Genomic DNA, 22,000 nt, shown 5'->3' on the forward strand with positions numbered 1-22,000 from the left:
GTCTCCTTACAGCAGCACGCGGCGCATGTCGCCGAGCAGCTGGGCGAGATAGGCGGTGAAGCGCGCGGCGGCGGCGCCGTCGATCACGCGGTGGTCGTAGCTCAGCGACAGCGGCAGCATCAGGCGCGGCTGGAACTGCTTGCCGTCCCAGACGGGCTGGATCGACGATTTGGACACGCCCAGGATGGCGACTTCCGGCGCATTGACGATCGGCGTGAACGCCACGCCGCCGATGCCGCCCAGCGAGGAGATCGAGAAGCAGCCGCCGGACATCTCGGCCGGGCCCAGCTTACCATCGCGCGCCTTCTTCGCCAGATCGCCGCTTTCCTGCGCGATCTCGTTGACGCCCTTCTTGTCGACGTCGCGGATCACCGGCACGACCAGGCCGTTCGGCGTGTCGGCGGCGAAGCCCACGTGGAAGTACTTCTTCAGCGTGAGGTTCTCGCCGCTGGCGTCGAGCGAGGCGTTGAAGTCGGGGAACTTCTTCAGCGCCGAAACGCTGGCCTTCATCAGGAAGGCGAGCATGGTCAGCTTGATGCCGGCCTTCTCGTTCTCCTTGTTCAGCGCCACGCGCAGCGCTTCCAGATCGGTGATGTCGGCGTGGTCGTGCTGGGTGACGTGCGGGATCATCGCCCAGTTGCGCGCCAGGTTGGCGCCGGAAATCTTCTTGATGCGCGACAGCGCGACGACTTCGGTCTCGCCGAACTTGCTGAAGTCCACCTTCGGCCAGGGCAGCAGGTTGAGCCCGCCGCCCGCGGCAGCCGGCGCACCCGTGGATGCGGGCGCCGCCACGCCGCCGCCCAGCACGCCCTTGACGTACTTCTGCACGTCTTCCTTGCTGATGCGGCCTCCACGCTCGGTGCCCTTCACCTGGTTGAGGTCCACGCCCAGCTCGCGGGCGAACAGGCGCACGGTGGGGCTGGCGTAGGCCACTTTCTCCGGCAGCACGCGGTCGGCGTTGAACTCGACCGGCGGCGTGCGCGGCGGTGAGGCTTCCGGATCGATGCCCGGCTTGTCGTCCAGCACGCGCGAGGCCGCGGGTGCCACGGCCGGCGCGGCGCGCTCCTGCGCGATCTCGCGCTGGGCCAGCTTGTCCGGCGTCGGGGACACGGCGACCGGCTCCACCTTCGCGCCGGTCTCGGCAGCGGGCACCGGGGCGGGTGCCGCAGCGGGCTTCGCATCGGCGGCGCCTTCGCTGGCTTCGATTAGCGCGACCACGGCGCCCTCGGCGATCTCGTCGCCCAGCTTGACCTTGATCTCCTTCACCACGCCGGCGAACGGCGACGGCACTTCCATCGTCGCCTTGTCCGATTCCAGCGTGACCAGGCCCTGGTCCTTCTTCACCGTGTCGCCCACGGCGACCAGGATCTCGATCACCGGTACGCCGTCGTAGTCCCCGATATCGGGGACTTTGGCTTCCTTGATGTCGGACATGGCGTTACTCCGGTGCGGGCGTGAAGAGGGGAACCCCTATTGTGTCCGCAGTGGCGCGATGCGCCAACCATCCCTTGGTGTTAATTGCTGTCCCCGCCGGGACAATGCCTGCCGTGATGGCCCCGTCGCCGCTCGCCCGCTGCCGCACGATCCCATTGGTATCGCTTTGGTTCGCCGATGCGCGAACGCACGATACGCCGCCGCATTGTCAGGCGGCGCGGCGCAGGAACGGCGTGATCGCGCCCCAGGCTTCCACCAGCGCGGGCAATCCCATCGCCGCATGCGCGGGGCTGGTGGAGGGCAATGCAAGCAATGCCGGCAGCGGATCCGCCAAGGTCGGCCGGACATGCCGGCGGAACGCCTCCGCCGCCTTGCCGCCGTTGAGCGCGATCGCGGCGACACCGGGATGCGCCGCCAGCCAGTCGCCGATGGCATTGGGTACTTCGCTGCCGCGCACGATGGCTGCATCCAGGCTGCCCTGGCGCTCACAGCGACCGATCACATCCCACACGCCGATGCCGGCGCGCGCCAGTGCCTCGAGGCGATCTTCGTAGGGCGCCTCCGGAGCGAAGCCGCACAGCGCGCCCATCACCGGCCAGAAGCGGTTGCGCGGATGCGCGTAGTACTGCGCCCCGCGCAGGGACGCGTTGCCGGGCATCGAACCCAGCACCAGCACGCGGCAGTGCGCGTCGGCACGCGGCGGCAAGCCGACCAGCAGTTCGGACACGCGTCAGCCGCCTGCGGACTGCCAGGGCCGCACCACCAGCGTCGCGCCGGCCACGACCAGCAGCAGGCCGACGACGCGCAGCGTGTCCACCGGCTGGCGCGCGTGCAGCACGCCGAAATGGTCGAGCAGCACCGAACCCACCAGTTGCCCCGCCACCACCAGGCAGATCAGCGAAGCGGCCCCCAGCCGTGGCACCAGCAGCGTCGCGGACGCGACGAACACAGCGCCGATCACACCGCCGGTCCATGCCCACCACGGCACCTTGCCCAGGGCTGCAGGCACGAATACCGGTCGCGTCAGCAGCCACCACGCCAGCAGCACGCCGGTGCCCACCATGAAGGAGGCGAGCGAAGCGAACACCGGGCCGAACGACTGCCTGCCGAGCGAAGCATTGATCAGTGCCTGGAGCGGCAACAGCATGCCGATGAAGAGGGCGAGGGCGACGCCGGTCGCGTTCATGTCGGGTCTCGTGCCGGGAAAGAACGACACGATACGCCAAGCCCCCTGCGCTCAGGCCGGCGCCACCGCGCCATCGCGCCGGGCCACCGCGCGGTGCAGCAATGCCATCGACACGAGCAGCATCGCCATCGGCGCCAGCAGCAGGTAGAACGCCCGCGATCCGTCGAAATGCGCGAACAGCTGGCCCGTGATGTACGAGCCCGTGGTCCCGCCCAGCGCGGAGAACACCACAATCAGGCCCGTCATCGCCGCATGCCGCGCCTTCGGCAGCGCGCTCAGCACCACCGAATTGATCGCCGGGTAGATCGGCGCCATCAGCAGGCCGATCAGCGGGAACACATACGCCGCCAGCGGCGCGTTCCACCACGTCATGCCGTCGCGCGGCTGCACGTTGGCGGCCAGCGGCAGCGCTACCAGCACCAGCGCCGCCATCGCGACCACGCAGCCGGCCAGCAACCAGAACCAGGGCACGCGCCGCAACAGCACGCCGCCGCCCAGCCGTCCCAGCGCCAGCGAGCCGGCGAAGATCCCCGCCGCCTGCACGCTGAGCGTGGTCGGCAGGTGCAGGATTTCGCGGTTGAAGGTCGGCAGCCAGGTGTTGATCGCCTGCTCCATCAGCACGTAGAGGAAGGCTGAGATCAGGAACACCACCACCAGCGGCAGCGCCAGCAGGCGGAACATGTCGGCGAAGGATTCGCCGGCCGCATGGCCGTCCTGGGCGGCGCGCTCGTCCAGCGTGCAGGTCGCGAGCAGGACGATCACCGCCACGCACATCGCCGCCAGCACCCAGTAGACATCCAGCCAGACCGGATCGCCCGGCGCGTCGGCATTGATGAAGGCGGCGAACAGCCACGCACTGCCCAGTATGCCGACCATGAACCACCCTTCCACCGTACTGGTGAGCGCAGCGTGCGCCTTCGCATCATCGGTCAGCAGGCCGATGCTGGAGTACACCGACACCTTCACCAGTGCGAACGACACGCCGACCGTGGTGAACAGCAGCTTGGTCGCCCAGAACGCGTGCAGCAACGGCATCGCCGCGCAGGCCAGCGCGACCAGCGACAGGCCGAGCATCATCGCCCGGCGGTAGCCCAGGCGCGGCAGGAACGACGCCACCAGGAACGAGGTGATCGCAATGGGCAGGTCCTTGAAGGCTTCCAGCAGGCTCGCATCGGCCTTGCTGATGCCGAACCCCTGGATGGACTGCAGGATCACCGTGCCCACGGAGTTCAACAGCATGGCGAAGATCATGTAGGTCAGGATCATCGCCAGGATCATGCGGGTGCGCGTCATGGGCGGTACCGGTCGGTTCGTGCGCGGCGTCGGCGCGGCCCTGCCGCGCGACGCCCAGTGCCAAGAGGATATCCGCCGCCGCGCCGGGGAGAGGCGGCGCGGCGGCGGAAGACGGCCCGCGGTGACGCGGGCCGCGGTACGTCACCAGCGGTAGGCGACGGAGGCCTGGTACGACGTGCCTTCCAGCGGGCGGCCCATGAAGACGCCGCCGCTGGTCGCATTACCGAGCACGCGGGCGTTGCCCTCGGTCAGCGCGATCTCGTCGGTGACGTTGCGGCCCGAGAAGGTGAACTCCCAGTGGTCGCCCATGTGCGCGCTGGCACCGACGTCCCAGGTGTCGTACTTCGGCAGCACCTGGCCGTTGGCCGGATCGGAGTAGCGATCGCCGACGTGCGTGTAGGTGGTGAACACCTTCAGGTCGCCCCACGGCAGCGACCAGTAGTAGCTGGGTGTCAGCCGCGCGCGGAACTTCGGCTGGCGCACCACCTGGTTGCCGTCGTAGGTCGCGAAGTCGCCGTACTTGGCGCGCAGCCAGGTCGCGTTCCACGCCAGTTCGAAGCCGCCCGCCGGCCGCCATGCACCCTCGAACTCCAGGCCGCGCGCCTTCGAGTCGCCGATGATGACGACGTTGTTGCCGTTGTTGTCGAACGCCTGGTACCGCAGGCCGGTGAAGTCGTTGTAGAACGCGGTGAGGTACATCTCGTACGTCTCGCCGCCGGCCTTCAGGCCCAGCTCGTACTGGTCGATCTCGGTCTTGTTGTTGGCCCCGTCGCGCAGGTTGTCGAACTGCGGGAACGTGAAGCCCGAGTTGACGCGGCCGAACAGGCTGACGCTGTCGTTGAGCGTGTAGTTCAGGCCGGCCGTCCAGGACACGTCGCTGTCGTTCTGGTCGATGCTGCGCGGCGTGGTCGAGACCGAGGTGGTGTTGTCGTACAGCGTGTTCGGGTTGCCGTCCAGGTCGACCGTGATCGGATCCCACACCGTGCCGTTCACTTCCTGCCGCTCGTAGCGCACGCCGGCATCCAGGCGGATGCGATCGTTGACGGTCCACTCGTCGGCGATGAAGAAGGCCGTGTTCTGGCCGTCGTAGTCACCCCGGATGTTGTAGAACGCCGTGCCCACGAAGCCGTCGCGCGTGGCGACCTGCCCGTTGGACAGCGCCAGGTTCACCCGGCGCGCGTTGTCCTGCGCGGTGAGCAGCATGTTGTTGCCCAGCCACCAGCGGTCCTTGGACGAATAGTCCGCGTAGTACACGCCGAAGGTCAGCGCATTGCGCTCGGTCAGGTCGATGCTGAAGCGCAGATCGTTGGTGAACGAACTGATCTCCTTCTCCACCACCCAGAAGCCGGCGGTCAGCACTTGCTGGTTCGGATCCACGGCACCGCCGCCGTTGACGAAGGTACCGGTGCCGGTGACGCCCGCGCCGTAGGTGTCGGTGATGTAGGACGACAGCGTCTGCGGGTTGGCACCGGTGAACAGCGCATAGGTCGGCGCATAGCCCTTGAGGTAGTTGAACTTGTCGCTGATCGTCCAGTTGCCGACATACCAGTCCAGCGAACCGCCGAACACGTCGATGTCCACGCCACGGCCATCGGCCAGGTCGCGCGTCATCGTCTGGTTGCCGACGCCGGTGGGCAGGGTAACGCGGCGGAAGTCGTCGCCCACCAGCGTGCCGGTGGTCGCGTCCAGGCCCGGGAAGTTGGAGATGTCCTCGCCGTTGTTGCGCGATACCAGCGGCACTGCGGTATAGAACGTGTTCTTGTCGTCGGTGTGGCGCGCGTAGAGGTTGAACTCGCCCTCGGCCCAGCGCTTGGTCAGCGTGGCGCTGAGCTGGCCGCCCTTCTCCACCGGGAAACCGGTCTCGCGCACGCCGTCGGTCTCGCGGTAGAAACCGCCCACGCTGTAGTACCAGCCGGTGTCGGTGCCCAGCGGGCCGCCGCTGTAGAAATCGAGACGACGCAGGTCGTCGGTACCCACGGTCAGCCGGACCAGGCCTTCAGGCGTGTCCTCGCCCTTCTTCTGGATGAAGTTGACGGTGACGCCGGGCTGGCCGTTCGAGTAGATCGGGCTGGGGCCGCCGCGCAGGCCTTCGACGCGCGCGATGGTGTCGTCGATGCGGAACAGCGTGGTGTTCTCGAGGAACGACAGCGTCGGCGGCGGGAAGATCGGCGAACCGTCCAGCTGCAGGGTGAAGAACGGCGCGTCGCCCTCGGAGGGCATGCCGCGCACGAAGACATTGGCGCCGGTGCCGCCGCCGCTGGCCTCGGCCCAGACGCCGGGCACGATCTTCAGCAGGTCGGCGGTGCTGGTCGGCGCGGTTTCCTGGATCTGTTCCGGCGTGGCGGTGCTGATCGAGAAGCTGGCGTCGCGCTTGCGCAGGCCCTTGAACTTGGCCGTGCCGCTGACGACCACGGCGTCCAGCGTCTTGGCCTCCTGCTCGGCCGGCGCCACGGGTGCGGCTTCCTGTGCGCTCGCCAGGGCCGGCGATAGCGCCAGCGCGATGGCGGCCGACAGGGCGTAGCGCATCGGGTGCTTGGTGTGTTGCATGGTCTCTCCCTCCACTTGCATTGTTGTCGTGTTGTTGGCTGGGTGCCCGCCGCGGCTTCTGTGGCCGCGTGCGGTCAGGGCGATACGAATGTCCTCAGGTCGAACGCGTTGATGTGCGGGATGACGGCGTCGGCGTGGCGCAGCGCGCGCGCGTCGCCGATGCCGATCGCGGCCATGCCCGCCGCATGGATGGCCTCGATGCCGGCCGCGGCGTCTTCCACGCCGATGCAGCGGTGCGCCGGCACGCCCAAAGCGGCGGCGACGTCGAGGAAGATGGCCGGATCGGGCTTGGCCCGGACGATGCGGCCGGCGTCGGCGATGTAGTCGAAGCAGCCGGCGATACCGAGCTTCTCCAGCAACGCCGGCGCATTGCGGCTGGCCGAGGCCAGGCCCAGCTTCAGGCCGGCGGCGCGCGCGGCGTCCAGCACCTCGCGCACGCCATCGAAGAGATCCTGCGGCCCGACGCTGGCGATCTCCTGCACGTAGTAACCGTTCTTGGTGCCCGCCAGCGCGCGCTTCTCCTCGGCCGAGTACGTGCGCGTGGCGCGTTCGAGGATGATCTCCAGCGACGCCATGCGGTCTACGCCCTTCAGGCGCTCGTTGACCTGCAGGTCGAACGGCACGCCGATCTCGTCGGCCAGGCGCTTCCACGCGCGGTAGTGCGTGTGCGCGGTATCGGTCAGTACGCCGTCGAGATCGAAGATCAGTGCTTCACAGGCGCGCGGGAACGGCTGCTTGGGCGGCGACGGCACGGCCAGCGGCAGCACCACATCGAGGCCGGGCTTCAGCACCACCTCGCTGCCGACGTGGCCGAAGGCCAGCGCGTCGCCTTCGTCGAGCCGGTAGCGCACGCCGCGCGCATCGACGTCCACGCGCAGGGCGCAACCGCGCCACCGCAGATTGAAGCCGTAGCCGCGCCAGGCGGCCGGCAGCGTCGGTGCGAACTCCAGCCGCCCTTGCACCACGCGCAGCCCGCCGAAGCCCTGCACCAGTCCCAGCCAGCTGCCGGCCATCGCCGCCATGTGCACGCCGTGGTCGGTGTTGCCGTGCAGGTCGTCCAGGTCCACGCGCAGGCTCGCGTCGAAGTAGTCCCAGGCCTTGCCGTCCTGGCCGACTTCGCTGGCGAGGATGCCGTACACCGGCGCCGACAGCGTGGAATCGTGGGTGGTGACGGCGTCGTAGTAATCGAAGTCGCGCCGCTTCGTCGCCAGGTCCACGCCGTCGCCGGCCAGCACCATCGCCATCGCCACGTCGGCCTGCTTGCAGACCTGGTGGCGGTACAGCGTGAGCGGGTGGTAGTCGAGCAGCAGCGGGCGGTGCGGCCCTTCGCGACGCGGGAACGGCCAGCGCGGCTTGGCGAGGAAGTCGTCGTCCTGCGGGTGGATGCCCAGCGCATCGTCGACCGGCAGGTGCATCGCATCGGCGGCCCGCTGCCACAGCGCCACCTCGGCGGCATCGAGCCCGATGCGCGTCGCGAGCGCGCGCAGCGCGTCCGGCCGGTCCGCCGACAGGCGGCGCCACGCGTCGATGGCGCGCTGCAGGTGCCGCTGCGCCATCCGGTTGGTGTACCAGTTGTTGTTGACCAGCGTGGTGTATTCGTCGGGCCCGGTCACTTCGTGGATGCAGAACGCGCCGCCGAGCCGCGGATTGAAGTGCCCGGCCTGCGGCCAGATGCGCGCGGTCTCGAAAAGAATCTCGGCGCCAGCCTCGCTGAGGAAGTCGAGATCATCGCTGGCGTCGAGATAAAGCCCGATCCCGTAGGCGATGGCGGCATTGATGTGGTACGCCGCCGAGCCGCTGGGATAGTGCGCGGAACATTCGCGGCCGGCGATGGTGCGCCAGGGGTACAGCGCGCCACGCGGGTGATTCATCGCGCGCGCGGTGTCGCGTGCGCCGTCGAGGGTGCGGAAGCGGTACATCAGCATCGCCCGCGCCACGTCCGGCGCGGTGTACGCCATGACGGGCAACACGAAGGCTTCCGTGTCCCAGAAGCAGTGCCCTTCGTAGCCTTCGCCGGTGATGCCCTTGGCCGCCGTGCCGTTGATGCCGTCGCGGCCGGCCGATTGCAGCAGGTGGAACAGGTTGAAGCGCAGTGCCAACTCGGCCGCGGGATCGCCGTCGACGGACAGGCCGGCACGCTGCCAGAAGCCCTGCATCGCATCGGCCTGCGTCGCGGCGATGCGGTCGAAGCCGTCGCGCTGCGCGCGCGCCAGCACCGCGCCCGCGCCGTCCTGCGCGCGGCCGTTGCCGTCGTCGTAAGCCACGTACTTCTCGATCACCACCGACGCACCTGGCGACAGGGTGGCGCTGAAGCGCTGCTCTACCCGGCCCTGGCCCACCTCCGCGCCGACGAACACCAGGCCCGGCGACAACCGGTGCCGCTGCGCGCAGACCAGGGCGACCCCGCTGTGGTGGGTCCGCTGGGTGAGCTGCGCACCTTCGGCATCGGCCTGCTCGTCGGCGACCCGCAGGTCCTTGCCGCCATGCACGCCGATGCGGGGATCGTCGCCCTGCTCAACGGCCTGGCGCCCGGTCTCGATCGACGACCCCAGCGTCAGCGGGCCGGCGTAATCGATGGACGCCACCTCGAAGCAGATCGCCAGCAGCGCGCGCTCGGCCAGCGGCACCACGCGCCGCGCGCGGATCTCCAGCGTATGACCCTGCGCGGTCTTCAGGCGCAGGCGGCGGTCCAGCGCACCGGCGGCAAGATCGAGCGTGCGCTCGAAGTCGAGCCACTCGGCGTCTCGCAGGCGCAACGGCGCATCGCCCAGGCGCAGGCGGATGTGCTTGCCCTCGGCCACCGGCACGCGGGTATCGGTGCTGCGGGTGAAGCCGGGGAAGCGCTCGTGGTAGTGGATCGGATTCTGTTCGAACACGCTCGACAGGAACGTGCCGTCGCTGGGGCTGTCGTCCTCCTCCAGCGCACCGCGCACGCCCAGCGTGCCGTTGGCGAGGGCGAACAGGGTTTCATCGCGCGCCGCACGCGCGGGGTCGAAGGCCCGCTGGGTGAGCCGCCACGGATCGGACCGGCCGTCGTCCCGCTCCGCGCCCCCGCCTGTTGTTTTCGCCTGCTGCTGTTCCACCGACATCCTCGTGCTGAGCCCTTGCATGCCGTGGGAACGCCACGGGCCGGGGCACGCTAGGAGTCGTTGTTATCGATGTCAAGTTATCGATGTCAAAACACCGGTTAGCGAGACGTCAGGGTATGCAGCGCATCCGCCGGCTCGCGACTTCGGCCTTTTCATTCAATCAGTTAGCCAGCTTCTCGCGCACGCAAGCGCGGCCGGATGTCCACCGGGTGGACGCTGCGATGCAGCAGCCCGCTGCGCTTACGTCGTGCGGACGACCAGATGGGTCGGCAGGGTCTCGGAGACCGCGTCGTCGCCTTCGATCAGGGCGCGCACCTTGCGGGCCAGGAGGACGCCGGCGTCGATGAAGTTCTGGTGCACCGAGGTCAGCGGCGGCACGTAGGTCGCGCCCAGCGGGGAATCGTCGTAGCCGATTACCGAGACATCCTCCGGCACCCGCCGGCCGCGCTCGATCAGCGCCCGGATCGCGCCGATGGCCAGCAGGTCGCTGGCCGCGAACAGGGCATCGACCTGCGGATGCGCCTGCAGCAGCGCATGCACCGCATCGGCGCCGGCACCGACCGTGAAGCTGGAGACCGTCGGCGCGATCGGCGTGATGCCGTGCCGCGCGAGGGCCGTGCTGAACCCCTCCAGGCGCTCGGCGAACTCGCCGTGCGCGGGATCGCCGAGGAACGCGGGGCGGCTGCGCCCCAGCGCGATGAACCGCTCGGCCGCCAGCGCACCGCCACGGCGGTTGTCGCTGCCCACCACCACCTGCGATTCGTGCCGGCTCACGGCGCCCCAGACCACCATCGGGCGGCCCCAGCGCTGTACGGCGTGCATCGCATCTTCGTGCGCACCCTGGCCGAGCAGGATCACGCCATCGGCCGCCTGCACGTTCGGCAGCGAGCCGCCCTGCAGCGAGGTCAGCAGCACGCTGTAACCGGTGGAGGTGAGTTCCTGGGTGATGCCGCCCAGCAGGTCGAGCGGATAGGGCCCGGACATCTGCCGTTCGACGGTGGGCTTCATCTCCACCACCACCGCCACCGTCATGCTCCGGCGGAGTTTGAGATTGCGCGCGCTGACGTTGAACGCGTAACCATACTGCTGCGCCACCTCGCGCACGCGGGCGCGCGTTTCCGCATTCACCAGCGGGCTGTCGCGCAGCGCGCGCGAGACGGTGATCGCCGATACGCCGGCCACTTTCGCCAGATCCGCCATCGTCAGGTGGTCGCCGGGCGACGGCAGCGCCGCCGTGGCGCGACCGGTGCGGCTCTTGCGTTTGGCAGGGGGCATGCGGGTCACGTCCGTGCGCGGCTGGCTTCGTATTGTGCAATAAGCGTGTCCACCGGCGTCGAGGCGATCACGCCGCCGATCACCTCCGGCAACAGGTCGTCCGTGGACTTGAAGCGCAGGCAGCTCTTGCCCATGTCCAGCTTCCTGCCGGCGTCCGCGTAAGCGTTGCGCAACACCACGTCCTGCGCGGAATTCGCGTAGCACACGGTCAGGTACAGCGCGTAGTACTGCTTCTGCGCCGCCAATGCGACGTACGGCAAGGGCTGCTTGTTGTAGGTGGTCGGATAGCGCGACAGCGGCACCTCCCACGCGATCATGCCCCAGCTCATCGCCTCGACGTAGCCGTCCGGTAGGTGCCGGTTGACCAGCGCGCGGACCGATGCGATCACCGCGCGGCGATCCTCCGGCAACTCCGCGAGGTACTCCTCCACCGTCTTCGCCTTGCTGCTGGCCATGATCGCCTCCCGTTCGGCGCGACATTAGCGCAGCCGTGCCGCCACGTCATGCGGCATCGGCGCCTGCGTCGATCCGACGCATCGCTGCGTCGATGTCGACGCGCGGTGAAAAGCCGATGAACCCACGCTGGATATCGCCCGCGTTGCGTTCGGTTCACGTCGAGGGGCGGACAAGGTTCATCCCGCGCTGGTTACGGTGCCCACGCCTTCGATGCCGCACGTGTTCCGCGTGATGCACCGGGGCGATAAGAACACAACAGGAGATGCCCGCATGACTTCGATCCGCACCCTCACGATCGCCCTTGCTTCGCTGCTGGCCGTCCCGGCGGCCTTTGCCCAGGACACCTCGACCGACACCGCGTCGTCCTCTTCGACCAGCGGCAAGCGTTTTGCCGTGGTCGGCGGCGCCGCCATCCTCAAGCCCGACGGCGACCCGGCACCGGGCCTGAAGGTCGACGGCGACGTCGCGCCCGTGATCAGCGCCAGCTGGTACGCGACCGACAACATCGCCGTCGAGCTGTGGGGCGCGGCGGACAAGTTCAACCACCGCGTGAAGGCGGATGGCGCCGGCAAGATCGGCACCGTCGACCAGCAGCCGATCGCGCTGAGCGGCCAGTACCACTTCGGCACGCCGGACAAGGTGATGCGTCCGTTCGTGGGCCTGGGCTACTACGAGTCCAACTTCAGCAACGAGAGCATCGGCACCGACGATGCCCACGTGGGCCTCGAAACCGCCAAGGGCGCCATCGCGACCGCTGGTGTGGACTTCAACATCAACCAGACCTGGTTCGCCCGCGCGGATGCCCGCTACCTGAAGGGCGACGCCGGCGTGCGCGTCGCCGGCCAGGGCACCGGTGAAGAACTGACGATCGACCCGTGGGTCGTGGGTGTGGGTATCGGCGCGCGCTTCTGATCCATCGCTCCATCGCGTCGATACGGCGGCGGGCTTCCGGGCCCGCCGCCTTTTGCTGTCAGCGGCCGCCTCGCCCCTGCAGGCGGCGCAGGCGCGCCACGCGCCATTTCGCGCCCCAGGCGTAGACCAGGTAGTGGCCCAGCAGCACGCCGGCCACGGCGAGCAGGCTGCCATGGCCGCTCAACAGCGCATGCGTCGGCGCCACCGCGCCGGCCTGCCAGTACTGCACCATCTGCACGAACCCCAGCACGATGCGGCCCGCCACGATCGCCACCAGCAGCAGCGACAGCCATGCATTGGGTTGGTAGAACACGCCCTGCGGCGCGACTTCCCAACGCGTGAGCCACAGCCCGAACAGGCCCAGCACTGCGCCCGCCGCCAGGCCGATACCCGCGCCGACCAGGCTGTCGGGCCACCAGAACAAGCCCAGCGCACTGACGGCGACGAAGATCGCCACCGACACCAGCAGGCTCCATGCATTGAGTGCCAGCAACCAGTCGCGCGCCATTCGCCGCGCACGTCCGTAGCGATAGCGCTGCCACAGCGTCAGGGGCAGCGCCACGACCCACAGGGCAAGCAGCAGGAACAGGATGAGCAGGGCGATCACGATGGGCATGGCCGCATGATGCCCGAAATGCAGGGCGTGTCAGGGATGCTCGGCTTCCACGTGGACCTTCTCGCGGCGCAGCAGGTACAGCCCGCTGGCGACGATGATGCCGGCGCCGATCCAGGTGACGCCGTCCGGCAGCACCGACCACAGGGCGACATCGAGGATCACGCCCCACACCAGCGCCGTGTATTCGAGCGGTGCGATCAGCGAGGCCTCGCCGCGACGGAAGGCCTCGGTCAGCGCCACCTGCGCCAGCGAGCCCGACACGCCTACGCCGGCGATGATCCACCCGTGCGCGGCCTGCAGCGGCACCCAGGCGGGCAGCGCGAGCAGCCACGCGCCGAGCGAGAGCAGGACGACGAACCAGAACACCAGCGCCTGCGTGCTGTCGCGCTGCGCCAGCATGCGCACGGTGACCGCGCCCAGCGCGTAGCAGATCGCCGCGATGAGGATGGCCAGGCCACCCCCGGTCAGCATGCCCTCGCCGGTCGGCCGCAGGATCACCAGCACGCCGACCAGGCCGATGCCGATCGCGGCCCAGCGGCCGGCGCCGACCTTCTCCTTCAACAGCGGCCCGGCCATCGCGGTCACCAGCAGCGGTGCGACGAAGGTGATGGCGTACGCCGTCGACAACGGCATCGTGCGCAGGCCGTAGACGAACCCGGCCATCATCGCGATGCCCAGCACGCCGCGCAGCAGGTGCAGCGGCCAGTGCACGCGCAACAGCGAACGTGCCGGCACCGTCGCCAGCACCCAGATCGCGACCAGCGGCAGCGAGGACAGTCCGCGCAGGGCCGCGACCTGCAGTGGCGGGTACTGCGACGAAAGCAGCTTCAGTCCCGCGTCCATCAATGCGAACAACAGCACCGCGGCCAGCATCAGCAGGACGGCGGAGGTGAGCGAGGGGCGGGGCGCGGCCATGCGCCATTATCCCCGCCCGGCACGCAGCCGCGAAGGGCGGCAAGGTAGAATTGGCGCCGTACCGCCAGGAAGAACCCCCATGCCCTCCTTCGACGTCGTTTCCGAAGTCAACGTCCACGAGCTCACCAACGCCGTGGATCAGGCCAACCGCGAACTCTCCACCCGCTTCGACTTCAAGGGCGTGGACGCAAAATTCGTGTTGGAAGAGAAGCTGATCACCCAGTCCGCGCCCAGCGATTTCCAGCTCAAGCAGATGACCGACATCCTGCGCTCGCGCCTGATCGCCCGCCAGATCGATGCCCGCTGCCTGGACTTCGGCGACGTGGAGACCAACCTCGCCGGCGCGCGCCAGAAGATCACCGTCCAGCAGGGCATCGAACAGAAGCTGGCGAAGAAGATCGTTTCGACCATCAAGGACGCCAAGCTGAAGGTGGAAGCGCAGATCAACGGCGACAAGCTGCGCGTCACCGGCAAGAAGCGCGACGACCTGCAGGACGTCATCGCCCTGCTGAAGAAGACGGAGTTCGAGCTGCCGCTGCAGTTCGACAACTTCCGTGACTGATACGCCTGACGTTCCGGGCGACGCAAGCGACCCCATCGACGCCACGCGTCGCTGGGTGGAACGCGCGGTGATCGGCCTGAACCTGTGCCCGTTCGCCAAGGCGGTGTACGTCAAGCAGCAGGTGCGCCTCGTGCTGAGCGACGCCAGCACCCCGGAGGCCCTGCTCGAGGAACTGGCCGAGGAACTGGTGTTGCTGCGCGACACCAATCCCGAGCAGGTCGACACCACGCTGATCGTGCACCCGGACGTGCTGACGGACTTCCTCGACTACAACGACTTTCTCGACAACGCCGACGCCGCGGTCGAGGCGCTGGACCTGCAGGGCGTCATCCAGGTGGCCAGCTTCCACCCCGACTACCAGTTCGCCGGCACCATGCCCGACGACATCAGCAACTACACCAACCGTTCGCCCTACCCCACCCTGCACCTGCTGCGCGAAGCGAGCATCGACCGCGCGGTGGAGGCCTTCCCGGATCCGGACATCATCGTCGAGCGCAACGTGAAGACGCTGGATGCGCTGGGGCATGCGGGGTGGACGAAGCTGTTCGCGGACTGACAGAGCCAACCCGCGCAGCCCGGTGTGGGAGCGACGTGAGTCGCGATGCTTTTCCTTCCACGGCCTCGCACAACGGCGATCAGAGCCAGACCGCGTCCCACCATGCATAGTCGGCGACGCTTCGCGCCAGTCCGGCGCGCAAGGGATTGGCCACGATGTAGCGTCCTGCCGCGAGGATCGATGGTCCACTGCGCAATGCGTGATCGTGGAATCCCTTGTCCCACACGGGGCCGGACTCGGGGTGATGCAAGCGAATGCTACGGCCACTATTGGATTTCAATCGCTGCACTGTCGTCGACAGGCTATCCAGCGCACCCAGCTCGATCACGCCGTGCCAATGGTCCGGCATCAGTACCCAGCACAACAGCCTTGAGCGATACCACAGGCGCGAGGAGGTCATCGCCCGGCACGCATCCATGGCACGTTCCGGATCAAGGAAGAGCGGTCGGCGATCCACCGTCGTGAAGGTCACCATGTAGGCCTGACCCGCCTCGGAAGAGCGGCCTTTCCTCAGTTCCGAATAGCCCGACATCGCTCACCTCCCGTGGAAGAAGGTGAGCATGGCAAGCACAACGTAAAGCGCCATCGGAGAACCGCTCGCCGGGGTATCGGCGTTTCACGGGACAGCCTCGCGACTTACGTCGCTCCCACATCAGGCATTCGGGTACGCAGCCAGCCGTCGCTCCAGCAACGCGCGCGCATCGTGCAGCGACGGCAGGATGGTGTGGCCCAAGGCGCGGACCGCGTCGTCGGGCTCCAGCAGGTCGGGGATCTGGATCGGATACATGCCGGCCGCCAGCGCGGCGCGCACGCCGGTCGGCGAATCCTCCAGTACCAGGCAACGCGCCGGAGCGACGCCGAGCGAGCGCGCCGCCAACAGATAGACGTCCGGCGCGGGCTTCGGGTGCGCCACGTCGCTGCTGGTGCAGATGGCATCGAAGCGCGGCAGCAGGCCCGCGGCCTCCAGCTTCTTCAGCGCCAGCGGACGGCGCGTCGAGGTAGCCACCGCCCGCGGAATGCCGCGCGCCTGCAGGAGATCCAGCATCTCGATGATGCCCGGCCGGTGCGGCACGCCGGCCGCGACGACCGCGTCGTAAAGCGCGTGCGAGCGTCGCAGGATATGTTCACGCTCCGCTTCACCGACTGCCTCGTCCAGCAGGTGGCGGCACACGGCTTCGCTGTGACCGACCATCGACAGCCAGAGCAGCTCGGGCAGATCGTGCCCGCGCTCGCGTGCAGCCTCGGCCAGGCAGCCGATGATCGCGCGCTCGCTGTCGAGCATCAGGCCGTCCATGTCGAAGATCACCGCGACCGGCGTAAACGGCAGGCCCACGTGACTCACGCGGCCGTCTCGAACAGCTGGCGAAGATCGTCCTCGCCGAGCACGCGCCACTGCCCGGGCGCCAGGTCGTCCAGCGTCAGTCCGCCGATGCGACTGCGATGCAGCGCTTCGACGTGGTTGCCGACCGCGGCGAACATGCGCCGCACCTGGTGGTAGCGGCCCTCGGTGAGCGTGAGTTGCGCATGGCGCGGATCGATGACCTGCAATCCCGCGGGTGCCAACGGCGTCTGCTCCGACTCCAGCATCAGCGTGCCGCTGGCGAACACCGCGCCTTCGTCGCCGCGCAGGTCCTGGGCCAGGGTGGCGTCGTAGACCTTGGGCAGGTTCGCCTTCGGCGAGATGATCCGATGCAGCAGCCCGCCATCGTCGGTGAGCAGCAGCAGGCCGCTGGTTTCGCGATCCAGCCGGCCCACCGTGGACAGCACCGGCGAACGCTCGCGGAAACGCGAAGGAAACAGGTCGTAGACGATGCGGCCGGTGTCCTTGGTCGAACAGGTGTAGCCGACCGGCTTGTGCAGCAGGATCGCGAGGCCGGGCGCGGGATCGAGCGGTTCGCCATCCACGCGGATGTTGTCATGGTCGACCGGGTCGTCGGCGTACAGCACCTCGCCGTCGGCGTCGGTGATGCGGCCTTCGCGGAACATCCACTGCACGTCCTTGCGGCTGCCGTAGCCGAGGTTGGCGATGTGCTTGACGATCTTCATGCGCTCACCGCCGTGCCTTGGTCGCCGCGATGACCTTGAAGCCATCGCGCTCGCCCGCCACGCGCACCTCGCCGAAGCGCTCGTTGAAGGTCTGCTCGTAGGGCAGGTGGCGATTGGCGACCAGCCACAGGCGGCCGCCCGGCTTCAGCGCTTCCGCGGCCGCGGCGATGAAACGCTGGCCGATGTCGGGACGGTCCGCGCGGCTCTGCGTGTGGAAGGGCGGGTTGCTGACGATGAAATCGTAGCGTTTCGGCAACCCGGCGGTCACGTCGTGCCACTGGTAATCGAGCGCGACAGGCGATGCGACGTCGGCAAGATTCTGCTTCGCCAGCGCCAGCGCGCGCGCCTCGGCTTCGTACAGGTCGAGCGCGGCGATGCCGGGATTGCGCGCCAGCAGCGACAGCGACAGGAAGCCCCATCCCGCGCCCAGGTCGGCGCCGTGCCCGGCGATGTCGGTCGGCAGGCTCTCGACCAGCAGGGCCGAAGCGGGATCGACGCGATTCCAGGCGAAGACGCCGGGACGGCTGAGGTAGCGTCCGCCTTCGATGCGGCGCGGCGCATCCAGCGATGCCCACTGCGTGAGCAGGGCGCCGTCGCCGTTGCCCTCGAGCGGGCGCGTCCAGAACGTGCGGCAATGGAACTTGGTCAGCGTGCCGGCCAGGCCGGTGAGCTGCTTGAGGTCGGCTTCACCCGACTTTGCGCCTTCGTTGTTCGTCATCGCGGCGACGACGATGCCGCCGGGCGCCGCGAGCTGCACCGCGCGAGCCAGCAATGCGCGTGCTTCCTCGCGCTGGCGGGGCGGCAACACCAGCACCAGCGGATAGCGCATGCCCTCGACCGCGGCATCGGCCACGACGCGCAGGCCGGCGCGCTCCAGCAGGTCGGCATCGGGCCGGAAACTCTGCTCGCACACCAGCTGCGACAGCGGGAACTGGCGCAGTGCCGCGCCATCGCGCGCGCGCAGGAACAACACCGGCCCCTGCGGCCAGGCGAGCAGCCCCTGCGCGAAGGGCAGCATCAACGCATCGAGTGCGGGATCGGAAAACTTGGAAGCCACGGCGCGAAGTACGAAGGGAGGATGCGCATCATTCTAGCGGCAGCCACTGACGGTCACTTCCACTGCCGTCGGTCGGGCATCGAAAATAAAATGAAAAAAGTGTTGCGCTTCGCAATCAAGCGGCGTATTGTGCGCGCCCGTCGGCCCAGTGGCCGTTTTTTCATCAATCGAATTCTTCCCATGAAGCCCGCCTATTCCTTCGACAGCAAGCCCGCCCTGCAGCTCTCGCGCTGCGGCCTGGTGCTGCGTGCGAACGGCGGCGACCTGCGCGATATCGAACGCGCACGGCACCTGGACTTCTGACATCCGGCTGACTCCCTGGGAGATCGGCCACCCCGATCTCCCGAGGAACGCGAACGCCCTCGGGTCGCAACACCCGGGGGCGTTTTGTTTTCGGCGTTCGCGGAGGATGCGCATGCATCAAACAGGTTCGTTTCTTTCCACCACGGAAATTCTTTTCCGCCCTGGGGCATCCGGGTAGCGCGTCCGCGCGCCCCGAGGTAGGGGCGCGGCTGCGACCGGCGCATGTGCGCTGCGTCGTGATGCCCTGACGCGGGCTGCATGTGGGAAGAACATCGACCAGGGCGCATGGCGCCCGAACGGATTGCCGGTTGGCGACAGCCGGCAATGGGGAGCATCGATCGAACACGCTACAGCGGTGCGGGCTTGTGTCCCGTCCGGTGCGCGCGGCGTTGCCGTGGCGTATGCCGAAGCGTGGGAGACGGCGTTCCACAATGGCGTTAGCTCGAGTTGGATAGAGCAGCGGGCGCTGCCCGAAGTCGCCGGTTCGATTCCGGCCCGCCAGCAATGGATAGCTCAGATGGGTAGAGCATCGGACTTCTAATCCGAGTGTCGCGGGTTCGAATCCCGCTCCAAGCACCATGGCCTGTCACGCCATGACATCGGGACGCAAGTCCCACTCAGGAAACGCCCCGTGCGGCGTGTCGTCCTTCCGCGATGGAACGCGGAAGACGGCGCGGCGCAGCGGGGACGACGCCGGCACCGCGCCCTCGACGCGGAAGCGCGCAGCGTTCGACGCGGTCCACGGACCGCGCCCTCGTTGCGGTGCCTCCGCCGACAGCGCCGGCCGCCCGCCTCGCCGCCGTGCAGGGGCGTTTCCACCTTCTTTTGCCGATCGCGAATCGCGATGGGCACCCTTCGTCGCGGGATTCGATCCACCGCGGCGATCCGTTGAATCCGGATCGAACCACCAGAGCCAACAAGGAGAACAACGCCATGTTCTGGACCAAGAGGGTCGTGATCGGTGACGGCGAGCGCGGCCTGGTGTATCGCAACCGTCGGTTCGAGCAACTGCTCGCGCCCGGCGTGTACCGCTGGTTCGACCCGATGGGTCGGATCGAGGTACGCACCTTCAACATCGCCGCGCCGGAGTACGCCGGCCACGACGTCGACGCGCTGATCGCGCGCCTGGGCGACCGTCTGGGCGAGGTCTTCGTGCTCGCCGACATCGGGGTGGACCAGGTCGGCCTGGTGCTGAAGAACGGCAAGCTGGAAGACGTGCTGCCGCCCGGCACGCGGCGCCTGTACTGGATCGGCCTGGTGAAGGTCGAGGTGCAGTCCGTGTCGCTCGCCACGCCGGACGTGGACGTTGCCGTCGCGCGGCGCCTGCGCCAGCTGGGTGTGTTGTCGAAGCTGGCGGTGGTGGCCGATGTGCCGGCGGAGTTCGCCGGCCTGGTCTTCATCGACGGCAAGCTCGAGCGCACGCTCGCACCCGGCAGCTACGCCTTCTGGAACTTCCAGAAGAACGTGGTGGTGGATGTGGTCGACCTGCGCGTGCAGTCGATCGAAGTCTCGGGCCAGGAACTGCTGACCCGCGACAAGGTCAGCCTGCGCGTGAACCTGGCCGCCAGCACCCGCGTCACCGACGTGGTGGCGGCGCGGACCAAGGTTGCGAAGGTCGGCGACTTCGTCTACCGCGAACTGCAGTACGGCCTGCGCAAGGCGGTTTCCGCCAAGACGCTGGACGAACTGCTGGGCGACAAGGCCTCGCTGGACGCCGACATCTTCGCGTACGTGCGTGGCCAGGTGACCGGCTTCGGCGTGGAAGTGCTGGGCGTCGGCGTGAAGGACGTGATCCTGCCGGGCGAGATGAAGGAGATCCTTAACGGGGTGGTGCAGGCGGAGAAGACGGCGCAGGCCAACGTGATCCGCCGCCGCGAGGAGGCGAACGCCACGCGTTCCCTGCTCAACACCGCGAAGCTGATCGACGAGTCGCCGGTGCTGATGCGCCTGAAGGAGCTCGAGGCCCTTGAAAAGGTCACCGAGAAGATCGACAAGTTCACCGTGTTCGGCGGCCTGGATGGCGTGCTGAAGCAATTGGTGACGTTGAAGTAGTACAGCCGGGACGGTGGACGGAACCACCGCTTCCGGCTTCAATGGAATGACCACATGAGTACGCAAACACACTTCGAACTGCTGCACGCCGAGGGCAGCACCACGCCGATCAAGGGCTGGGTGCGCGGCGTGCCCCTGGACCAGGGCGCCCACGAGCAGCTGCGGAACATCGCGGCGATCCCCTTCGTCGGCCCGTGGGTCGCGGTGATGCCCGACGTGCACCTGGGCAAGGGCGCCACCGTGGGTTCGGTCATCCCGACCCGCGGTGCCATCATCCCGGCCGCCGTCGGCGTGGACATCGGCTGCGGCATGGCCGCGGTGCGGACCACGCTGCGCGCGAAGGACCTGCCGGACAGCCTGGCGCAGCTGCGCTCGAGCATCGAGCGCAGCGTGCCGGTCGGCAACGGCCGCGGCGGCGAGCACTGGAAGCTGCCGGACAGCATCCGCACGCGCATCGCGCAGTCGGGGCTGGAACCACGCCTGGAGGCGATCAAGCAGAAGCACCGCAGGATCCGCACCGACAAGCTGGACCGTCAGATCGGCACGCTGGGCGGCGGCAACCACTTCATCGAGATCTGCCTGGACGAGGCCGATGCGGTGTGGGTGATGCTGCACAGCGGTTCGCGCGGCACCGGCAACCTGATCGGCACGTACTTCATCGAGCGCGCACGCGAGCAGTTGGCGCACCGCGTGCTCGGCTTCCACCTGCCGGACAAGGACCTGGCCTTCTTCATGGAAGGCGAGCCCCTGTTCGACGACTACGTGGAAGCGGTGTCATGGGCGCAGGACTACGCGCGCGAGAACCGCGAGGCGATGATGTCGCGGGTGCTCGCCGAGATGCGTCACCGCCTGCCGAAGTTCCAGCTGGAGAAGATGGCGGTCAACTGCCACCACAACTACGTGCAGAAGGAGACGCACGGGGACGTGGACCTGCTGGTCACCCGAAAGGGTGCGGTGAGCGCGCGTGCCGGCGAGCTGGGGATCATTCCCGGCAGCATGGGCGCGAAGAGCTTCATCGTGCGCGGCAAGGGCAACGCGGACAGCTTCCACAGCTGCAGCCACGGGGCCGGCCGCGTGCTGAGCCGTACCGCCGCGCGCCAGCAGATCACGCTGTCGCAGCACCGCGAGGCCACCGCACACGTCGAATGCCGCAAGGACGCCGGCGTGATCGACGAATCACCGGCGGCCTACAAGGACATCGACGCCGTGATGGCCGCGCAGAGCGACCTGGTGGAGGTGGTCCACACGCTGCGCCAGGTGGTGTGCATCAAGGGGTGAGCTTCGGCTCGCCCCTCTTTTTGTTCAGCTTTGCAATGCCCGTTGTTCGCGCGCGCGCAATGTTTGCTTGACCCTGCGCGAACATCGCGGCTGCCAGACTCGGCCGCATCGTGTCGCCGGAGATCGCAGATGAGAGCCTTGTTCGTGGGAGGCGTGGTGGACAACAGCGAGATGGACATGGAAGGCGGACGCCCGCCGGTCCATTACCCCGAGGACGGCGGCGGCGGCCATGCCCGCTACCGCCTGCACCAGGTCGGCGAACGCGCGGACGGGAGCATCGCGTACGCCGTCTACGGCGCGCCCGGCCTGCCGGAGGACGAGATCGAACGCGTGATCGAGGAACGGGCCTACGGCCGTCGCTTCGAAGCGACGCCGATGCGGCCCGAAGACCTCGCCAGCGAAGACGGCGACAGCCGCCACTAG

The 22,000-nt window shown here is 68.3% G+C and carries 21 protein-coding genes and 1 tRNA gene; 8 read left to right on the forward strand and 14 right to left on the reverse strand.

The window, feature by feature from the left end; genetic code table 11:
• Positions 1–6 precede the first annotated feature (6 nt).
• The 8 genes from BLT45_RS17300 to BLT45_RS17335 all read right to left on the reverse strand — a co-directional run bounded on the left by BLT45_RS17300 (position 7) and on the right by BLT45_RS17335 (position 11,279).
• Positions 7–1,434, reverse strand: coding sequence for a dihydrolipoyllysine-residue acetyltransferase (locus BLT45_RS17300; protein WP_093303848.1), 1,428 nt, complete (start codon positions 1,432–1,434; stop codon positions 7–9).
• Positions 1,435–1,642: 208 nt separating this feature from the next.
• Positions 1,643–2,161: a DNA-deoxyinosine glycosylase gene (locus tag BLT45_RS17305; RefSeq protein ID WP_093303851.1), complete on the reverse strand. Its 519-nt coding sequence runs from the start codon at positions 2,159–2,161 to the stop codon at positions 1,643–1,645.
• A gap of 3 nt (positions 2,162–2,164) precedes the next feature.
• On the reverse strand, positions 2,165–2,620 hold the full coding sequence (locus BLT45_RS17310) for a DMT family transporter (RefSeq protein ID WP_093303853.1): 456 nt from the start codon (positions 2,618–2,620) through the stop codon (positions 2,165–2,167).
• A gap of 51 nt (positions 2,621–2,671) precedes the next feature.
• Positions 2,672–3,913: an MFS transporter gene (locus BLT45_RS17315; protein WP_254771943.1), complete on the reverse strand. Its 1,242-nt coding sequence runs from the start codon at positions 3,911–3,913 to the stop codon at positions 2,672–2,674.
• A 141-nt stretch (positions 3,914–4,054) separates the two neighbouring features.
• Positions 4,055–6,460, reverse strand: a complete 2,406-nt coding sequence (locus BLT45_RS17320; protein WP_093303856.1) for a TonB-dependent receptor — start codon at positions 6,458–6,460, stop codon at positions 4,055–4,057.
• Positions 6,461–6,534: 74 nt separating this feature from the next.
• Entirely contained in the window at positions 6,535–9,549 is a 3,015-nt protein-coding gene (gene pgmB, locus BLT45_RS17325) for a beta-phosphoglucomutase (RefSeq protein ID WP_093303861.1), read from the reverse strand.
• Between the two features lie 240 nt (positions 9,550–9,789).
• Positions 9,790–10,824, reverse strand: a complete 1,035-nt coding sequence (locus BLT45_RS17330) for a LacI family DNA-binding transcriptional regulator (protein WP_343123880.1) — start codon at positions 10,822–10,824, stop codon at positions 9,790–9,792.
• A 5-nt stretch (positions 10,825–10,829) separates the two neighbouring features.
• A complete protein-coding gene (locus BLT45_RS17335) occupies positions 10,830–11,279 on the reverse strand; it encodes a DUF1801 domain-containing protein (protein ID WP_093303866.1) in 450 nt (149 codons plus the stop codon).
• Between the two features lie 271 nt (positions 11,280–11,550).
• Here BLT45_RS17335 and BLT45_RS17340 point away from each other — a divergent pair, with 271 nt between their 5' ends.
• On the forward strand, positions 11,551–12,192 hold the full coding sequence (locus tag BLT45_RS17340) for an OmpW/AlkL family protein (protein WP_093303870.1): 642 nt from the start codon (positions 11,551–11,553) through the stop codon (positions 12,190–12,192).
• 58 nt (positions 12,193–12,250) lie between these two features.
• Here the strand turns inward: BLT45_RS17340 and BLT45_RS17345 are convergent, their stop codons facing one another.
• Both BLT45_RS17345 and BLT45_RS17350 read right to left on the reverse strand, forming a co-directional pair.
• Positions 12,251–12,808: a CcdC protein domain-containing protein gene (locus tag BLT45_RS17345; protein WP_093303873.1), complete on the reverse strand. Its 558-nt coding sequence runs from the start codon at positions 12,806–12,808 to the stop codon at positions 12,251–12,253.
• Positions 12,809–12,838: 30 nt separating this feature from the next.
• Positions 12,839–13,723, reverse strand: coding sequence for a DMT family transporter (locus tag BLT45_RS17350; RefSeq protein ID WP_254771944.1), 885 nt, complete (start codon positions 13,721–13,723; stop codon positions 12,839–12,841).
• Between the two features lie 79 nt (positions 13,724–13,802).
• On the opposite strand from BLT45_RS17350, the gene BLT45_RS17355 reads away from it, so the two are divergent.
• Both BLT45_RS17355 and BLT45_RS17360 read left to right on the forward strand, forming a co-directional pair.
• A complete protein-coding gene (locus tag BLT45_RS17355; protein WP_093303876.1) occupies positions 13,803–14,285 on the forward strand; it encodes a YajQ family cyclic di-GMP-binding protein in 483 nt (160 codons plus the stop codon).
• The gene (locus BLT45_RS17360) at positions 14,278–14,841 is read left to right on the forward strand and encodes a DUF1415 domain-containing protein (protein WP_093303879.1); all 564 of its coding nucleotides are present in this window, start codon (positions 14,278–14,280) and stop codon (positions 14,839–14,841) included. Before BLT45_RS17355 ends, BLT45_RS17360 begins: the two co-directional genes overlap by 8 nt.
• Before the next feature lie 79 nt (positions 14,842–14,920).
• Here BLT45_RS17360 and BLT45_RS17365 read toward each other — a convergent pair whose 3' ends face one another.
• The 4 genes from BLT45_RS17365 to BLT45_RS17380 form a co-directional block, all read right to left on the reverse strand.
• Positions 14,921–15,373, reverse strand: coding sequence for an REP-associated tyrosine transposase (locus BLT45_RS17365; protein WP_093303883.1), 453 nt, complete (start codon positions 15,371–15,373; stop codon positions 14,921–14,923).
• A 120-nt stretch (positions 15,374–15,493) separates the two neighbouring features.
• A complete protein-coding gene (locus BLT45_RS17370; protein ID WP_175455898.1) occupies positions 15,494–16,183 on the reverse strand; it encodes an HAD family hydrolase in 690 nt (229 codons plus the stop codon).
• Positions 16,180–16,887 carry a pseudouridine synthase gene (locus tag BLT45_RS17375; RefSeq protein WP_093303887.1) on the reverse strand — a complete coding sequence of 236 codons (708 nt, stop codon included), beginning with the start codon at positions 16,885–16,887 and terminating at the stop codon, positions 16,180–16,182. Before BLT45_RS17375 ends, BLT45_RS17370 begins: the two co-directional genes overlap by 4 nt.
• A 4-nt stretch (positions 16,888–16,891) precedes the next feature.
• A complete protein-coding gene (locus BLT45_RS17380) occupies positions 16,892–17,905 on the reverse strand; it encodes a class I SAM-dependent methyltransferase (RefSeq protein WP_093304341.1) in 1,014 nt (337 codons plus the stop codon).
• Positions 17,906–18,124: 219 nt separating this feature from the next.
• Here BLT45_RS17380 and BLT45_RS18640 point away from each other — a divergent pair, with 219 nt between their 5' ends.
• The 5 genes from BLT45_RS18640 (at position 18,125) to BLT45_RS17405 (ending at position 22,000) form a co-directional block, all read left to right on the forward strand.
• Positions 18,125–18,247, forward strand: coding sequence for a hypothetical protein (locus BLT45_RS18640; RefSeq protein ID WP_256385852.1), 123 nt, complete (start codon positions 18,125–18,127; stop codon positions 18,245–18,247).
• Positions 18,248–18,677: 430 nt separating this feature from the next.
• Positions 18,678–18,748: transfer RNA gene (locus BLT45_RS17385), tRNA-Ser, on the forward strand.
• Positions 18,749–19,180: 432 nt separating this feature from the next.
• The gene (locus BLT45_RS17395; protein WP_093304345.1) at positions 19,181–20,299 is read left to right on the forward strand and encodes a slipin family protein; all 1,119 of its coding nucleotides are present in this window, start codon (positions 19,181–19,183) and stop codon (positions 20,297–20,299) included.
• Between the two features lie 54 nt (positions 20,300–20,353).
• Entirely contained in the window at positions 20,354–21,577 is a 1,224-nt protein-coding gene (locus BLT45_RS17400) for an RtcB family protein (RefSeq protein WP_093303892.1), read from the forward strand.
• 129 nt (positions 21,578–21,706) lie between these two features.
• Complete coding sequence (locus BLT45_RS17405) at positions 21,707–22,000, forward strand: hypothetical protein (protein WP_093303897.1); 294 nt, start codon at positions 21,707–21,709, stop codon at positions 21,998–22,000.

This window comes from Pseudoxanthomonas sp. CF385 (genome assembly GCF_900104255.1).
Classification (GTDB): Bacteria; Pseudomonadota; Gammaproteobacteria; order Xanthomonadales; family Xanthomonadaceae; genus Pseudoxanthomonas_A.

Bases quoted from the DNA above. Each gene is read 5' to 3' on its own strand.
- BLT45_RS17300 (WP_093303848.1), bottom strand. From the start codon at position 1,434: ATGTCCGACATCAAGGAAGCCAAAGTCCCCGATATCGGGGACTACGAC.
- BLT45_RS17310 (WP_093303853.1), bottom strand. From the start codon at position 2,620: ATGAACGCGACCGGCGTCGCCCTCGCCCTCTTCATCGGCATGCTGTTG.
- BLT45_RS17315 (WP_254771943.1), bottom strand. From the start codon at position 3,913: ATGACGCGCACCCGCATGATCCTGGCGATGATCCTGACCTACATGATC.
- BLT45_RS17320 (WP_093303856.1), bottom strand. From the start codon at position 6,460: ATGCAACACACCAAGCACCCGATGCGCTACGCCCTGTCGGCCGCCATC.
- pgmB (WP_093303861.1), bottom strand. From the start codon at position 9,549: ATGTCGGTGGAACAGCAGCAGGCGAAAACAACAGGCGGGGGCGCGGAG.
- BLT45_RS17330 (WP_343123880.1), bottom strand. From the start codon at position 10,824: ATGCCCCCTGCCAAACGCAAGAGCCGCACCGGTCGCGCCACGGCGGCG.
- BLT45_RS17335 (WP_093303866.1), bottom strand. From the start codon at position 11,279: ATGGCCAGCAGCAAGGCGAAGACGGTGGAGGAGTACCTCGCGGAGTTG.
- BLT45_RS17340 (WP_093303870.1), top strand. From the start codon at position 11,551: ATGACTTCGATCCGCACCCTCACGATCGCCCTTGCTTCGCTGCTGGCC.
- BLT45_RS17345 (WP_093303873.1), bottom strand. From the start codon at position 12,808: ATGCCCATCGTGATCGCCCTGCTCATCCTGTTCCTGCTGCTTGCCCTG.
- BLT45_RS17350 (WP_254771944.1), bottom strand. From the start codon at position 13,723: ATGGCCGCGCCCCGCCCCTCGCTCACCTCCGCCGTCCTGCTGATGCTG.
- BLT45_RS17355 (WP_093303876.1), top strand. From the start codon at position 13,803: ATGCCCTCCTTCGACGTCGTTTCCGAAGTCAACGTCCACGAGCTCACC.
- BLT45_RS17365 (WP_093303883.1), bottom strand. From the start codon at position 15,373: ATGTCGGGCTATTCGGAACTGAGGAAAGGCCGCTCTTCCGAGGCGGGT.
- BLT45_RS17375 (WP_093303887.1), bottom strand. From the start codon at position 16,887: ATGAAGATCGTCAAGCACATCGCCAACCTCGGCTACGGCAGCCGCAAG.
- BLT45_RS17380 (WP_093304341.1), bottom strand. From the start codon at position 17,905: ATGCTGCCCTTCGCGCAGGGGCTGCTCGCCTGGCCGCAGGGGCCGGTG.
- BLT45_RS18640 (WP_256385852.1), top strand. From the start codon at position 18,125: ATGAAGCCCGCCTATTCCTTCGACAGCAAGCCCGCCCTGCAGCTCTCG.
- BLT45_RS17395 (WP_093304345.1), top strand. From the start codon at position 19,181: ATGTTCTGGACCAAGAGGGTCGTGATCGGTGACGGCGAGCGCGGCCTG.
- BLT45_RS17400 (WP_093303892.1), top strand. From the start codon at position 20,354: ATGAGTACGCAAACACACTTCGAACTGCTGCACGCCGAGGGCAGCACC.
- BLT45_RS17405 (WP_093303897.1), top strand. From the start codon at position 21,707: ATGAGAGCCTTGTTCGTGGGAGGCGTGGTGGACAACAGCGAGATGGAC.